This window comes from Shimia sp. R9_3 (assembly GCF_017743755.1).
Lineage (GTDB): Bacteria > Pseudomonadota > Alphaproteobacteria > Rhodobacterales > Rhodobacteraceae > Shimia.
This window is the reverse complement of record NZ_JAGHRP010000002.1, coordinates 81432-95885: the sequence shown is the minus strand read 5'-3', so window position 1 is coordinate 95885 and position 14454 is coordinate 81432. Positions and strand designations below refer to the sequence as shown.

The 14454-nt window shown below is 59.3% G+C and carries 15 protein-coding genes; 3 read left to right on the top strand and 12 right to left on the bottom strand.

The features are described from left to right. The first annotated feature begins 98 nt into the window (after positions 1–98). Positions 99–1391 (top strand): serine hydroxymethyltransferase, encoded by a 1293-nt coding sequence (gene glyA / locus J7412_RS04990; RefSeq protein ID WP_209077690.1) that lies wholly within the window; start codon positions 99–101, stop codon positions 1389–1391. Positions 1392–1463: 72 nt separating this feature from the next. Here the strand turns inward: glyA and J7412_RS04985 are convergent, their stop codons facing one another. From J7412_RS04985 to J7412_RS04950, 8 genes are all read right to left on the bottom strand, one after another. Next, complete coding sequence (locus J7412_RS04985; RefSeq protein WP_209077689.1) at positions 1464–2657, bottom strand: NnrS family protein; 1194 nt, start codon at positions 2655–2657, stop codon at positions 1464–1466. Positions 2658–2687: 30 nt separating this feature from the next. Continuing rightward, positions 2688–2945 carry an NnrT protein gene (locus tag J7412_RS04980; RefSeq protein WP_348540463.1) on the bottom strand — a complete coding sequence of 86 codons (258 nt, stop codon included), beginning with the start codon at positions 2943–2945 and terminating at the stop codon, positions 2688–2690. Further along, positions 2924–3097, bottom strand: a complete 174-nt coding sequence (locus tag J7412_RS04975) for a protein NnrT (RefSeq protein WP_209077688.1) — start codon at positions 3095–3097, stop codon at positions 2924–2926. The genes J7412_RS04980 and J7412_RS04975 overlap by 22 nt, the downstream gene beginning before the upstream one ends. A 1-nt stretch (position 3098) precedes the next feature. Further along, positions 3099–4982, bottom strand: coding sequence for a VWA domain-containing protein (locus tag J7412_RS04970; RefSeq protein WP_209077687.1), 1884 nt, complete (start codon positions 4980–4982; stop codon positions 3099–3101). Positions 4983–4987: 5 nt separating this feature from the next. Next, the gene (locus tag J7412_RS04965) at positions 4988–5782 is read right to left on the bottom strand and encodes a CbbQ/NirQ/NorQ/GpvN family protein (RefSeq protein ID WP_247743780.1); all 795 of its coding nucleotides are present in this window, start codon (positions 5780–5782) and stop codon (positions 4988–4990) included. Positions 5783–5784: 2 nt separating this feature from the next. Then, complete coding sequence (locus tag J7412_RS04960) at positions 5785–7134, bottom strand: cbb3-type cytochrome c oxidase subunit I (protein ID WP_209061802.1); 1350 nt, start codon at positions 7132–7134, stop codon at positions 5785–5787. Positions 7135–7146: 12 nt separating this feature from the next. Continuing rightward, positions 7147–7599, bottom strand: coding sequence for a cytochrome c (locus J7412_RS04955; RefSeq protein WP_209077685.1), 453 nt, complete (start codon positions 7597–7599; stop codon positions 7147–7149). A 201-nt stretch (positions 7600–7800) separates the two neighbouring features. Continuing rightward, complete coding sequence (locus tag J7412_RS04950; RefSeq protein WP_247743779.1) at positions 7801–8517, bottom strand: Crp/Fnr family transcriptional regulator; 717 nt, start codon at positions 8515–8517, stop codon at positions 7801–7803. A gap of 240 nt (positions 8518–8757) precedes the next feature. On the opposite strand from J7412_RS04950, the gene nirK reads away from it, so the two are divergent. Both nirK and J7412_RS04940 read left to right on the top strand, forming a co-directional pair. Then, entirely contained in the window at positions 8758–9975 is a 1218-nt protein-coding gene (nirK, locus tag J7412_RS04945; RefSeq protein WP_209077684.1) for a copper-containing nitrite reductase, read from the top strand. Between the two features lie 17 nt (positions 9976–9992). Beyond that, entirely contained in the window at positions 9993–10760 is a 768-nt protein-coding gene (locus J7412_RS04940; RefSeq protein ID WP_247743778.1) for an SUMF1/EgtB/PvdO family nonheme iron enzyme, read from the top strand. A gap of 9 nt (positions 10761–10769) precedes the next feature. On the opposite strand, the gene J7412_RS04935 is transcribed toward J7412_RS04940, so the two are convergent. From J7412_RS04935 to J7412_RS04920, 4 genes are all read right to left on the bottom strand, one after another. Continuing rightward, complete coding sequence (locus tag J7412_RS04935; RefSeq protein WP_348540462.1) at positions 10770–11411, bottom strand: nucleoside/nucleotide kinase family protein; 642 nt, start codon at positions 11409–11411, stop codon at positions 10770–10772. Beyond that, positions 11408–12178, bottom strand: a complete 771-nt coding sequence (locus tag J7412_RS04930; protein ID WP_209061808.1) for an ATP-binding cassette domain-containing protein — start codon at positions 12176–12178, stop codon at positions 11408–11410. Before J7412_RS04930 ends, J7412_RS04935 begins: the two co-directional genes overlap by 4 nt. After that, the gene (locus J7412_RS04925) at positions 12178–13239 is read right to left on the bottom strand and encodes an ABC transporter permease (protein WP_209077683.1); all 1062 of its coding nucleotides are present in this window, start codon (positions 13237–13239) and stop codon (positions 12178–12180) included. The genes J7412_RS04930 and J7412_RS04925 overlap by 1 nt, the downstream gene beginning before the upstream one ends. 92 nt (positions 13240–13331) lie before the next feature. Continuing rightward, positions 13332–14342, bottom strand: a complete 1011-nt coding sequence (locus J7412_RS04920) for a sugar ABC transporter substrate-binding protein (RefSeq protein WP_209061812.1) — start codon at positions 14340–14342, stop codon at positions 13332–13334. Positions 14343–14454: the final 112 nt, after the last annotated feature.

Genomic DNA, 14454 nt, shown 5'->3' with positions numbered 1-14454 from the left:
GCTCAGGCAAGGTGTTGCGTCGCTTTGGGACCTTTCAAGCCGGGCATGTTTCCATTAGGAAACTCGCAACACGAACCGTTCAACAGGAGCAAACGTCCATGAGCACCTCCCGTGATTCTGGCTTTTTCACAGAAACCCTCGCATCCCGCGACCCGGAGCTGTTTGGCTCCATCACAGATGAGCTGGCCCGCCAGCGCGACGAGATCGAACTGATCGCGTCTGAAAACATCGTGTCTGCGGCCGTAATGGAAGCGCAGGGCTCTGTGCTGACCAACAAATACGCAGAAGGCTACCCAGGCCGCCGCTACTATGGTGGCTGTCAGCACGTGGATGTGGCAGAGAACCTCGCCATCGACCGCGCAAAAGAGCTCTTTGGCGTTGAGTATGCAAACGTACAGCCAAACTCCGGCTCCCAGGCCAACCAGGGTGTCTTCACCGCCCTGCTGCAGCCTGGCGACACCATCCTTGGCATGTCCCTGGACGCAGGTGGCCACCTGACCCACGGCGCAAAGCCGAACCAGTCCGGCAAATGGTTCAACGCGGTGCAGTACGGCGTGCGCAAGCAAGACAGCCTTCTGGACTACGATCAGGTTCAGGAGCTGGCCAACGAGCACAAGCCAAAGCTGATCATCGCAGGCGGCTCCGCCATCCCGCGTCAGATCGATTTCGCAAAATTCCGTGAAATCGCGGATTCCGTTGGCGCCTACCTGATGGTCGACATGGCACACTTCGCTGGTCTCGTGGCCGCAGGTGAGCACCCATCCCCATTCCCATATGCGGATGTGGCGACCACCACGACCCACAAAACCCTGCGCGGCCCGCGCGGCGGCATGATCGTGACCAACGATGAGGCAATTGCCAAGAAGGTCAACTCCGCGATCTTCCCAGGCATTCAGGGTGGCCCGCTGATGCATGTGATCGCAGGCAAAGCCGCCGCCTTTGGCGAAGCGCTGCGTCCTGAGTTCAAAGCCTACCAGAAGCAGGTTCGCGCCAACGCTGTGGCACTGGCAGATCAGCTGGTCAAAGGTGGTCTGGACATCGTCACCGGTGGCACCGACACCCACGTGATGCTGGTCGACCTGCGCCCCAAAGGTGTGAAAGGCAACGCCACTGAGAAAGCTCTCGGCCGCGCGCACATCACCTGCAACAAAAACGGCATCCCGTTTGACCCTGAAAAGCCGATGGTCACCTCCGGCATCCGTCTGGGCACCCCGGCTGGCACCACCCGTGGCTTTGGCGAGGAAGAGTTCCGCGCGATTGCTGACATGATTGTGGAAGTGGTCGACGGTCTGGCCGCCAATGGCGAAGAGGGCAACGGCGAAGTGGAAGAGGCTGTGAAAGCCAAAGTGGCAGATCTCTGCGCACGCTTCCCGCTCTACCCGAACCTCTAAGCCCAGCGCTTAGCGAAAGACAAAGCCGCCGCAGACACCCTCTGCGGCGGCTTCTTTTTGGGGGAAGGGAGTCTACCCTTCTTTGGGCGGTTTTGGCCGCACCAGCGCAGCGCCATAGCACAGCGCAAATCCGCCAAATGCGGCAACCCAAAGCACGGCGGAAATCTCTAGAAATACAGAGACTTCGCCCGCCAACCACCGTGCGACAACAGAGCCAAAGAGGCTGAGATAGATCGCAAGTGTGGGCCCATCCGCTTTCAACGCGCGCCCGGTATGGCCCAGCGTCGCCCGTGTCATCACCGCCAGCGTCATCGCGCCGATCGCACCTGCCATCCATATATGTTGCGCGGCGGCCTGCCCTGCCCCGGCTCCCAGAATGGAGGCTCCCAATGCCAAGGCTCCCAGCGGGATCAGAGCATAGGAAGCGTGCAGTACCGACAGCAACGGTTCAGCCAGCGTATGCGTGCCCTTCCAACGCCAGAGGCGCGCCACATGCAGCACCGCCAATCCAAGCAACAGCACACCCACGACAGCCTTCTCTGGCTGAAAACTCCAAAGCAGAAGCACCGCAACCGTTGTCAGCAGCGCAAACTTGTCAAAGCGCTGCATCGGAGGTGCAGGGCGCACATCGCTGCCCTGTTTGACCAACCAGTTGCGCGTGAACGACGGCACGATGCGCCCACCGATCACGACAATCATCATCACAGCGGTCGCGAGCCCCAAACGCAGGCCCAGCCCCTGCGCGGCAAAGCCATCCACCAGCGCCTTAAGGTGAAACACCCCATTCGCAAGTGTGAAAACGGCCAGCATCGCCAACACGATCAGGTTGCGCCAATTCTGACCAGAAATGATCTCTCGTAAAATCACGCCGCCCAAAACGATGGGAAAAGCCAGATCAACAGCTGCAGCTGACCCTAGTGGTAAGCTCGCTGAGAAAAGCACTGCAACGCGCCCTGCCACCCAAAGTGCAAACAACCCGCCCAGCCGCCACCCCACCAGAGGCAAACGCCCTGTCCAATTGGGCACCGCTGTGAGCAGGAACCCCGCCAAGATCGCGCCAAGATAACCAAAGAGAAATTCATGTGCATGCCATGTCACCGGGTCAAAGCGCGACGGCAGCTCCAAGGCACCGCTCAGCGCGGCAATCCAGACCGGCATCGCCAGCGCCGCCCACAGCGCGCCAAACAGAAAGAACGGGCGGAACCCATAGCTCAGCAACGCCGGTCCCGACCAGCGGCGCATTTGTTCAGAAGAAGACAGGGCCATGTTGCGGCCTCCTTATGTGGTAGATGGCGCTCAACGCGCATCCGTGCCGTCGGCCACATCCATCAGATGACGAATGTGGCGGGCAAAGTACCATGTCGCAGGTGCACCAATCAGCGCGCCAAGCAAAATCGAAAGACCGGTCGATACCACCGGACCACCCACCCAGCTGAAGATCAAAGATAGGAAAAACACGTTCACTGCTGCGGCCCCTGCCCCAAACGGATACAGCGCCAGCGCAATTCTCTGTGTTGACCAGCCCGCTTGTGTCATCGCCGCGACACCAGCCATTGCACCGCAGCCATGGACGCAACCAGCGTCAGACAGGCCAGCGCATACCAGAACTCCGCTGTGGCAGATTGCGCCTGCGGGATCGGGCGGTCAAACGCCTCTGCCATTGCAGGCGAAGCCATCAATGCAAAAAGAGCGACAAAATGTTTCATCTCAAGTCTCCTGTGTCAGACTGCGGTAAATGTCGGGCAAGGCGCGCGACAATCGCATCGGATTTGGCAAAAGCGTGAAGCCGCCGCGCCCAAAAATGCGGGCAAACCAATCCTGGCCGTCTTCATCAATGATCACACCATGCAGGTTCAGCCCCAAGTCCCGCGCTTCCCGCACGGCCATATGGCTGTCTTCAATGCCATGCTGCCCCTCATAGTGATCGAGATCGTTGGGCTTGCCATCGGTCAGCACGATCAACAGCTTATGCGCGCTCGGCTCCTCAACCAGCTGCGCGGTCACATGCCGTATCGCGGCCCCCAGACGCGTAAAATGGCCGGGCTTCAACGCGCCTATGTTGTCGGTTACTGCACTGGCCATCGGCGTCTCAAAATCCTTGCAACGCGTCAAAAACACCCGATCCCGGCGCAGGGAGGAAAAGCCCCAGATGCCGATCCGGTCACCGGCAGCATCCACACCCACAGCCAAAGCGGCCATGGCTTGACGGGCCACTTCAATCACGCTGGTGTCGCCAATCGCTGCCTCAGTCGAGCGGGACACATCAATCAAGAAGGCAACCGAGACATCGCGTTCAACTTTGCGCGCGGCTTGCCAGATGCGATCAGAGCCGCGCCCCATGGCCGCCAGATCCGCCTTCGCCGTCAGCACAGCCTCCAGATCCAGCTCGCTGCCGTCGATTTGACGGGCCTGCAAAATCCGGCGCGGTCGCAGGGCTTCAAACTGCCTGCGCACCTCGCGCACTGTGCGTGCATGGGGGATGAATTGGGTGCCGTCAGGCTGCGCAGGCGCTTCCAGCACACGGCAGTGATCCTTCATATAGCTGCGCGCCCGGTGGTTCCATTCGTCATAGGTATGCACGCCCGCAAGCGCCTCATGATCCGCATCCGCGGGGGACAAGTCGAGGTGCAGGCGCAAGCGCGTCGCTGCCTTGCGGTTCTGTTTGGACAGGGTGATGCGATCCTGATCATCCGCGGCTTTCTGTGCGTTTTCATCGTCATCATCATCCACACTGCGGTTGATGTTCATCGACTCCACCCAGGACAGGATGGATTCAAAACGGTGAATGATAAAACTGTCCTTGCGGTTCTGCTGTTCCTGATCTTTGCGCTCACCAGCTTTGCGTTTTGAATAGGCCGCTGCCGTTGGCGGTGCCTTATCCGCAGCGTCTTCCTCGCCAGCCGCCGCACCTGTGCCGGGGGCCGCAAAACGCAACCAAATTGGCACTGGCGCAAAGGGCATATAGCCCCGCGTTGCGACACCAGCTTCCAGAGTGGCCTGCGTGCCGCACAGCTGATCGCGGATAGCCTGCTCAAGGGCGGCCTCCTGCGCGGGTCGGGCAACCTCGGGCCGAATATTCAGGCAATGCCGCGCCATCTGGGCATAGCCCTTGCGCAATCCCGGGCAGGCCTCAAAGGCGTCATCTGCGGCCTGCGCATTTGCCCGGATTTGCGCGCAATCAAGTGCGGTACCATCGCCAGAGAATGTGTTTGGGGTGATGTCTGCCTTGGCCGCCAGCGCGGTCAGCCAGAAATAGGCGGCGCGATTCAACCACTTCTCGGGAAAGACCGCGATCTGTGGCGGCAGGGCCAACCGCTCGCCATCAAAACGCGCCACATATTCCTTCTCGCGCTCCGCACCCAACTTGCGGCGCAGCGGGCGGCGATGCCGCATCACGGTCGCAGGTGCCTCCCCCAGCTCCACCGCAGCATCCCCGCCCAGCGCACGAAACAAAACCGCAAGGCTTGGGCGCACAGACGCCAACGTGACCGCCGCATCCGGATAATGTGCCTCCGCACCCAATCCGCTGGCCATCTCATGCCAGAGGTTGCCCACGGTCTCTTCCGGCTCCATCAAATCGAGAAGTCGCATTCCGCTCACCCGTAGATCGTTGCAACCAGATCCCTGAGGGACTGCTGCACATCTGGCTCATCACTCAAAGGTTCGATGATCGCCGCCTCAAGCGCGCGATCCACGCCCATGCCTCCCGCCATCAGACTGGCGGCATAGATCAGCAAACGGGTCGAAACGCCTTCCTCAAGGTCCATGCCGGAAAGCTTTCGGATATGCCCGGCAAGCCGCACCAGAGGCGCGACCCGCCCCACTTCCAGACGGCTTTCCTGCGCAACCACCGAGATTTCGGTTTCCGCATCCGGAAAGTCAAAGGAGATCGACAAAAAGCGTTGGCGTGTAGAGGGTTTCAACCGCTTAAGCACATTCTGATAGCCGGGGTTGTAGCTGGCGACCAACATGAAGTCCTTGGGCGCCACCAGCTCCTCTCCGGTGCGATCGATCATCAAGGCGCGCCGCGAGTCTGTGAGCGGGTGCAGCACCACAGTCACGTCTTTACGGGCTTCAACCACCTCATCAAGGTAACAGATCCCGCCGTCGCGCACTGCGCGTGTCAGCGGGCCATCGACCCAGACAGTCTCGCCCCCTTTGAGCAAATAGCGCCCGATCAAATCTGCCGCAGAGAGATCATCATGGCAGGCCACCGTATAAAACGGCTTGCCCAGCTTGGCGGCCATGTGCTCAACAAAACGGGTTTTGCCGCAACCGGTCGGCCCCTTCAAAAGAAGGGGCAAACCATTGTCATAAGCGGTCTCAAACAGATCGCACTCACGGCCGGTTTCTTGATAAAACGGCAGCGAAGGAACAGTTGCGATATTCATACTCATTCTCCTGCAACAATTTTGGCAGAGCCCGGTGCGATGATTTCTTTTTCACGCACAACGGCCAGCGAGTAGATGAACAGAAGCGCGCCAATCACCACAGCGGCACCCGCGCCAAAGCGCATCAGATAGAAGACCGACAGGCTCTCCTGCACGTCCATGAAGTAGTCGCCAACCACGCGCTGCATATGGGTCTGGATCGTACCTGCGAAGGTCAGCACAAATGTCATGAAGGCCATGCCACCGGTCATCAGCCAGAACGACGCCATGTTCAGCACCTGATTATACGGCATCCGGTTGCGCAGCATCGGCATCGCATAGGTAAAGACCGCAAGGTTGAGCGCAACATAGGCACCGTAGAAGGCCAGGTGACCGTGAGCTGCGGTGATCTGCGTGCCATGGCTATAGAAGTTCACACCATGCAGCGTGTGCAAAAAGCCCCAGACCCCCGCGCCAAAGAAGGCGACGGTGCTTGCCCCCAAAGACCACAGAAGCGCGGCTTTGTTGGGGTGGTTCTTGCGGCCCTTCCAGACCATCACAAAGGCAAAGGACATCATCAGGAAGAAGGGGATCACCTCAAAGGTGGAGAAGATCGAACCAACCCACTGCCAATAGCCCGGCAAGCCAATCCAGTAGAAATGGTGCCCGGTGCCAAGAATGCCGCTGAAGAGTGCCGTGGCCACGATGACATAGAGCCATTTTTCAACCACCTCACGGTCAACGCCGGTCAGCTTCAGCATCAGAAAGGCGAGGATTGCGGCCATCACCAATTCCCAGGTGGCTTCCACCCAGAGGTGGATCACAAACCACCAGTACATTTTATCGAGGCTCAAGTTGGCCGGATTGATGAAGGCAAATACCCACAACAGCGACAGCAGCCAAAGCCCCATCAGGAGCACATTGGTGATCGCGGTTTTCTTCCCCGCCAGCACAGTCATCGAGATGTTGAGCAGAAAGATCAGCGCCCCAACAAGAATGCCGAATTTCACCCACAGCGGCTGCTCCAGAAACTCACGGCCACCGTGGATGCCCACAAGGTAAGAGCCGACTGCGCCCAGCGCGCCCACTGTCAGAATAATCAGCTGGATATAGGCCAATTTGGGTGACCAAAGCTCGCGCTCAGATTCTTCGGGAATAAGGAAGTAAGCCGCGCCAAAAAAGCCTAGCAACAGCCAGACCACCAGCGCATTGGTGTGGATCATACGGATCACGTTGAAAGGCAGGATTTCCGCCAAGAAGTTGGGAGAAACGTAAACCCAACCTGCGAGCAGACCGCCCAATACCTGCACGCCAAACAGCGCCAGCGCTGCGGCGAAATAGTAAAGGGCCACTTTTTGAGATTGATATTTCATGGTTTCGCTTCCTTATCCGGCGTCATTGGGCGGCCAGCCCTGCGTGTCTGTCTGATCCGCCCAGCGCAAAAACTCAGACAGTCCGCGGATGTCTTCATCGCTCAACTCATAGCCGGGCATCTGGCGGCGCCCTGCGATTCCGCTGGGCTGGCTTTCGATCCACCCCTTAAGCGTTTCAAAGGCGTCTTCCGGGCTGTCCTGCACACCCCAGCGGGTCATCACATTGCCCACTTCAGGCGCGAAGTAGGCACCCTCGCCATGCAGGGTGTGGCAATTGATACAGGAGTTCTCTTCCCAGACATGTTTGCCGTGGATCACCGCCTCGCTCAGCGCCATTCCGGCGGTCGAGGTGTTCACCACGTATTTGTGCGATTGGACGGTCATCCCCACGAAGATCACGACAAAAAAGATCGAACCTCCGTAGAAGATGTTTCGCGCCCGCGACTTTGTCAGAAATTCAGCCATGAGCCGGCCTCCTTGGATTCGGGATGGCCTTGTCATAGCGGTGCAGCTCACGTGGAAGTTTGTGCCAGCACAACCTTTGAAACGGTTATTGGGGCAAACCTGCTCTCAAAACGCAGCACGCAAATGCCTGCGAAGAAAATGTCGGACGAGAAGAGAACGCTGCAGATTGCGCAGGCGCGCCAGTAAAGGCCAAAGCCGCGTTTAAGTCTGGCTCAAATCCACAAGCGCACTGGGTTCAAGCACCTTGATCTGTTTGCGTTTGCTCTGCACCAGCCCACGCTTTTCCCAGTCGCTCAACAAACGGCTAACCGTATGCAGCGTGGTCGCTGTGAGCTCAGAAAGATCCTGCCGCGTGATCGGGAAGTCTATTTCAATGCCGTCGGGTGTCTTGCGTCCGGTCTGATTGATCAGCCGCAGCAAAGCATTGGCCAAACGTTGTTCCACCTGCTGCGTGGCCAGCTCCACAATACGGGTGTTCAGCTCCCCCACGCGCTTGCCCACCGTCTTATAGGTGTTCACGGCAAACCCTTGATAGTCGGAAACAAAGCTCTCCCACAGCCCCATCGACCAACTTAGCACAATCGACTCCGTCGCCGTCACTGCAGTTGCGGGATAGGTTTCGCGCCCAATGGCCTTTGCAATCCCGAGCAGCTGGCCCGACGGGATATACAGGGAAGTCACCTGCTCGCCGGTCGCCGTGATCCGCACAACGCGCACATACCCATCGAGCAGCATATAAAAGCGCTCTGCCGGAGCGCCTTCGTCAAAAATCGCCACCCCCGCTTCATATCGCTTAGAGGTCGCCTGATCCAAAATCCTGCGGATCTGCCGTTTTTCAAGTTCGGAAAACGGCGGCAAGTGCGTGAGCAGGCTTTCATCCAGCCTAGGCAGCGTTTTATGCGGCGGCGTACGGTCCATGCATGAGTTGTGCCAGAACACCAAGGCGAAGACCACCTGCCGCAAGGCCCGCGCGCCGACAAAACCAAAGTTCTTTGCGCTGGAACAAAGTTCAGATTTTCAAATCCGTTAAATCTCGCCGCAACACACAGCCCACTTTGAACACTGCAAAAACTTTCAAGGCGTGACTGCGCGTTTCTTTTCAAAAGCAGCACATGGGTCGACCACCCGGTGCCAAGCAACCACCTCATGGAGGGTAAAATGGCCAAAATCATCAATCCCGGTCTCATGAAAACAAGCCGCCGCAATGTTTTGCGCGGCAGCATGCTCGCAGGGGCCGCCGTTATGGCAGGTGCCTCGGTAAAAGCGACACCACGTGCGCCCAAAATCGACGCGATCAATGCAACCTCCACACACCTTTACAAAACAGCTGGCAAACAAGAGACAGCAAGCACCGCGAAGCCAGCAGATCTGTCCGGCTACACCCGTGTGAAACAGGAGCTGGTCGCGCCGCCCTTTGCACCGGAACATGAGCAGGTCGCCACTGGCGGGCCAAAAATCATCGAAATCACCATGATCACCGAAGAGCGTCTGATGGTGGTGGACGAAGACACCGGCGCCAGCATCTGGGCGCTGACATATAACGGCTCGGTGCCAGGCCCGCTGATCATCTGCCACGAGGGCGACATGATCGAGCTCACTCTGCGCAATCCTGAGAGCAGTATGATGGAGCACAACATCGATTTCCACGCCTCCACCGGGGCGCTTGGCGGTGGCGGGCTGTCCCATGTTCTGCCCGGCGAAGAGGTTGTGCTGCGATGGAAGGCCACCAAACCTGGCTGCTTCACCTATCACTGTGCCCCCGGCGGTGCGATGATCCCCTACCACGTCACACACGGCATGAACGGCGCTGTGATGGTGCTGCCAAGAGACGGGCTGAAGGATAAAGACGGCAATCCGCTGCGCTATGATCGCATTGCCTACATCGGGGAGCAGGACTACTATCTGCCACAAGACGAAAACGGCGACTTCATTCAGTATGAGCAAGCAGGCGAAGACTTCTCTGACAGCCTTGACGCCATGCGCACCCTGATCCCGACGCACTCTGTCTTCAACGGAGCGGTGGGCGCGTTGACCGGCGAAAATGCCCTGAAAGCCGAGGTGGGTGAAACGGTCCTGATGATCCACAATCAGGCCAACCGCGACTCCCGTCCGCACCTGATCGGCGGGCACGGCAACTATGTCTGGGAAAGTTCCTTCACCGATGCGCCCTTGCAGGACATGGAAACCTGGTTCGTGCGTGGCGGCTGCGCGGTGGCAGCGATGTATACGTTCGAGCAACCGGGCGTCTATGCCTACGTCAACCACAACCTGATCGAAGGTGTCATGCTTGGTGCCACGGCCCACTTTGTTGTCGATGGCACATGGAACAACGAACTGATGGAGCAGGTGGTCGCTCCCAGATACTTTGAAACCTGACCTGAAAGGATAAACCCATGCCCGCCGCCAAGCGCCCGAACCTCACAAGCGGACCCTCCCTTCGTCTTGCCGGTTTTGGTGTCTTGGCGGCGGCTCTTTTGGGGGCTGCTGCCCTGCAATTTGCCCCCAAATCACCATTGCGGCCCGAACTACTGCCGCAGATGGCCGCCCATGCGGTTGTTATGCCCGACGGGCAACGGTTTTTTGCGCAGCGCTTTGAGGTCTCCGTTGCTGAGTGGAACATATGCGCGGCAGAAGGCCGCTGCGCGGTGTCGTTGCGGGTGCGGCCGGACCAAAAGCCCGAGACCACACCGGCCACAGGCCTCAGCTACGAAGATGTGCAGCAATATATCAGCTGGCTCAACACGCAGACCCGACAGCGCTTTCGCCTGCCCACCGCCACGGAATGGGAACATATGGCGGTCGATGTTCTACCAGAAGAACCCGATCCGCTCTTCACTGATCCGTCGCTCACCTGGGCCTCAACCTACCTGACGGAAGGCACAACACCCCGCGCGTTGAAACCTCAAGGCAGCTTTTCCACCTCTCCCGAGGGGGTGGCTGATCTGGATGGCAGCGTCTGGGAATGGACCATGGAATGCTACGCTGGTGCCGAGGAAGGTATCGACCGCGACCGTTGCCCGGCCTATTTTGTCGGCGGTGAACACGTCGCAGCGATGTCTTATCTGATACGCGATCCGGCCCGCGGTGGATGCGCTGTCGGCTCCCCGCCTGCTCATCTCGGGCTCCGCCTGATCTCTGATTATGACGTTCCGCGCGGCTAAGGCCCCGCCTTAAAAAGCGCCGGTGTTTTGAAACTCGATATCCGCGCGCAGGCGCTGGCTTTGCACCAAACGCGCGTTTGTCAGGTCGTTTTCCTCTGCGCGCTGCACTGCCTGCTCTTGTGACAGCCCGTGGGTCAACCACCGCTCCACCAGACGCCGACGCAGTTCTTTCTCTGGCACCGATAGAAAAACCGACACATCCCAAATGTCTGACAGCGCCCGCCAGACAGGCGCGTCAAACAGAAGATAATTGCCTTCAACCACCACCGTATCGCAATCCGCCGACACCGCGCCGCCCCCGGGTATGGTCACATCGCGGGCGCGGTCAAAGGTTGGATAGGCCAGAACCCCGCCTTGAGACAGCTGGCCCGCCAAGGCCACAAACCCTTCTGCATCAAAGGTATCTGGCGCGCCCTTGCGCGCCAGAAGCCCAAGGTCCACGAGGTCTTGGTTGTCCATGTGAAACCCGTCCATCGGCACAACCTGCGGCGCCGATCCGACGGCACGCAACCGCGCGGCAATCTCTTCTGCCAGCGTGGATTTCCCGCTCGCCGGGGCGCCCGCTACCGCCACAACCCGGCGCGCGCCTTTGTGCGGCGCGGCCGCTATGGCCGCAACCAGCGCATCCAGATCCTGCATCACGCGGGTCACGCCGCCTCCGATGGCGCAGCCTTCGCCCCTGTCATAAAGGCCACCGCATCTGACATGGTGTAATCCTTTGGGTCGATCACACAGAGCCGCTTGCCCAGACGGTGCACATGGATGCGATCAGCCACCTCAAACACATGCGGCATGTTATGGCTGATCAGGATGATCGGGATACCGCGCGCCTTCACATCCTGGATCAGCTCCAGCACTTTCCGGCTCTCTTTCACGCCCAGCGCCGCGGTGGGCTCATCCAGAATGATCACCTTGGAGCCAAACGCCGCCGCGCGCGCCACAGCCACGCCTTGCCGCTGACCGCCGGAGAGGGTTTCCACCGCCTGATTGATGTTCTGAATGGTCATCAGCCCCAGCTCGCTCAGCTTATCGCGGGCAAATTTCTCCATGGCGGGCCGGTCGAGTTGGCGCATCCATTTGCCGCGAAAGCCGGGTTTGCGCAGCTCGCGCCCCATGAACATATTATCGGCAATCGACAGCGCGGGCGACATCGCAAGGGTTTGGTAAACCGTCTCAATCCCCGCCTCACGCGCCTCAATGGGGGAGGTAAAGCGCACCTCCTTGCCCTCCAGCGTCACCGTGCCCTCATCAGGGATCACCGCACCGGAGACCGCCTTGATCAGTGAGCTTTTCCCAGCGCCGTTGTCGCCGATCACCGCAAGGATCTCGCCCGGCATCAGGTCAAAGTCACAATGATCCAGCGCCGTCACACGGCCATAGCGTTTGACCAACCCACGGCCTTTCAAAATCGGTTCCATTATGCCGCCACCTTTCTAATCCACTGATCCACGGCCACCGCGCCGATAATGAGCGCGCCGATGAGCAGGAAGGTCCATTGCGCGTCCGCCCCGGCCAAACGCAGCCCGAGTGTGAAGACCCCCACAATCAGCGCGCCAAAGAATGTGCCCAGAATGGAGCCGCGCCCGCCAAAGAGCGATATGCCCCCGATCACCACCGCGGTGATGCTCTCGATGTTCAGAAGTTGCCCCGATGTCGGCGAGACAGAACCAATCCGCCCGATCAACGCCCAGCCCGCAAAGGCACAGATCAGCCCGGCCAGTGCATAGACTGAGATCAGCACGCCCTTCACATTCACGCCCGACAGCTCCGCCGCTTCAGGGTCATCGCCCACCGCATAGACATGCCTGCCCCAGGCCGTGTGCTTCAGCACATAGGCCAGCACGACAACCAGAAGCACCATGAAGACCACGCCCAGCGTAAACACGGCCCCGCCAAGTTTGAACTTTGCCCCCAAGAGCTGCAACAAAGGCGCCTCTCCGGCGATGTCCTGTGAGCGGATGGTTTCATTGGCCGAATAGAGGAAATTCGCCGCCAGTACGATCTGCCACATGCCCAGCGTGACAATGAAAGGCGGCAGCTTCATGCGTGCCACAAGCCAGCCATTAAGCGCGCCAATCGCGGTGCCAAATGCCAGTCCGAAGGTCACAGCCACCGCAGGTGGCAAGCCATAGCGAAAGGTGAATTGCCCCATCACCACAGAGGAGATCACCGCAATGGCCCCGACACTCAGGTCGATGCCCGCGGTCAGGATCACAAGACTTTGGGCCGCCGCCACAATGCCGACGATCTGCACCTGTTGCAAAATCAGGGTGAGCGCGAAGGGTGAGAAAAACCGGCTGCCCAGCAGCAGGCCAAAAATCACCACCGCACCGACTAGAACGATCAGCGGCACCAGCGCGGGCGTGGTGTGCAAGGCGTGGTGAAACCGCCCGACAATCCCCCTTTTGCCCTCGTCAAAATGAGCCACTTCGGACGCTGAATCTGTCACCACAGCCTCATAATTCTCCGACTGAGACATGTGAGCCCTCCCCCGGCATTCTGTCTGATCTTGTGCAAAAGGGTGAGGCTGCCCCCACCCTCTCGCGTCAGGTTAACACGACTTGGCCGCGATCAGCCCCAGCAAAGCTCGGTGCCTTTGGCGGTGTCGATGCTGTCCACGCCATCAACCGGCTGATCGGTGACAAGCGACACACCGGTGTCAAAGAATTCCTTGCCGTCAGAGGCCTGCGGCTTGGTGCCGTCTTTGGCCCAGGCGGCAATCGCCTCAATGCCTTTGGACGCCATCAACAACGGATATTGCTGCGAGGTCGCGCCGATAACGCCGTCCTTGACGTTGTCCACACCGGGGCAGCCACCATCCACAGACACGATCAGCACGTCATTTTCACGGCCAATCGCCTTCAGCGCTTCATAAGCGCCCGCAGCGGCAGGCTCGTTGATGGTGTAGACCACATTGATCATCGGATCTTTGGCCAGCAGGTTCTCCATGGCGCGGCGGCCACCCTCCTCGTTGCCAGCGGTGATGTCATTGCCCACGATGCGTGGATCGGTCTCATCGCCCCATTTGCCGGGATCGCCCAGCTCAATGCCAAAGCCTTTCAGGAAGCCCTGATCGCGCAAAACACCCACAGTGGGCTGGCTCACCGCCAGATCGAGCATCGCAATCTTTGCGTTGGCCGCCTCATCGCCCAGCGCCGCTGCCGCCCATTTTCCGATCAGCTCTCCAGCCAGGAAGTTGTCGGTGGCAAAGGTCATATCCGCAGAGTCAATCGGCTCCAGCGGCGTGTCGAGTGCAATCACCAAAAGGCCCGCATCCCGCGCTTGCTGCACCGCTGGCACAATCGAGCTGGTGTCAGAGGCTGTCAGCAAAATACCTTTCGCGCCATTAGCAATGCAGGTCTCAATCGCCGCCACCTGAGTTTCGTGGTCACCATCCACCTTGCCCGCATAGCTGTTGAGCGTGATGCCCAGTTCTTCGGCCTTTGCCGTCGCGCCTTCGCGCATCTTCACAAAGAACGGATTGGTGTCTGTTTTGGTGATCAGGCACGCGCTCACATCCGCCGCCGCACTGACCGTCATTCCGGCCAAAACAAGGGCCGATGTCGCAAGTAGCTTTTTCATAATGTCCTCCCAAGGTTCGCAATATTTGGATCTGGCTCCCTCCAGCTCCAGGCCTGCCTCTAATTCGTGACGCAGGATGCCCCCATAGGTAACGGCGATTCCCCAAGAGCTG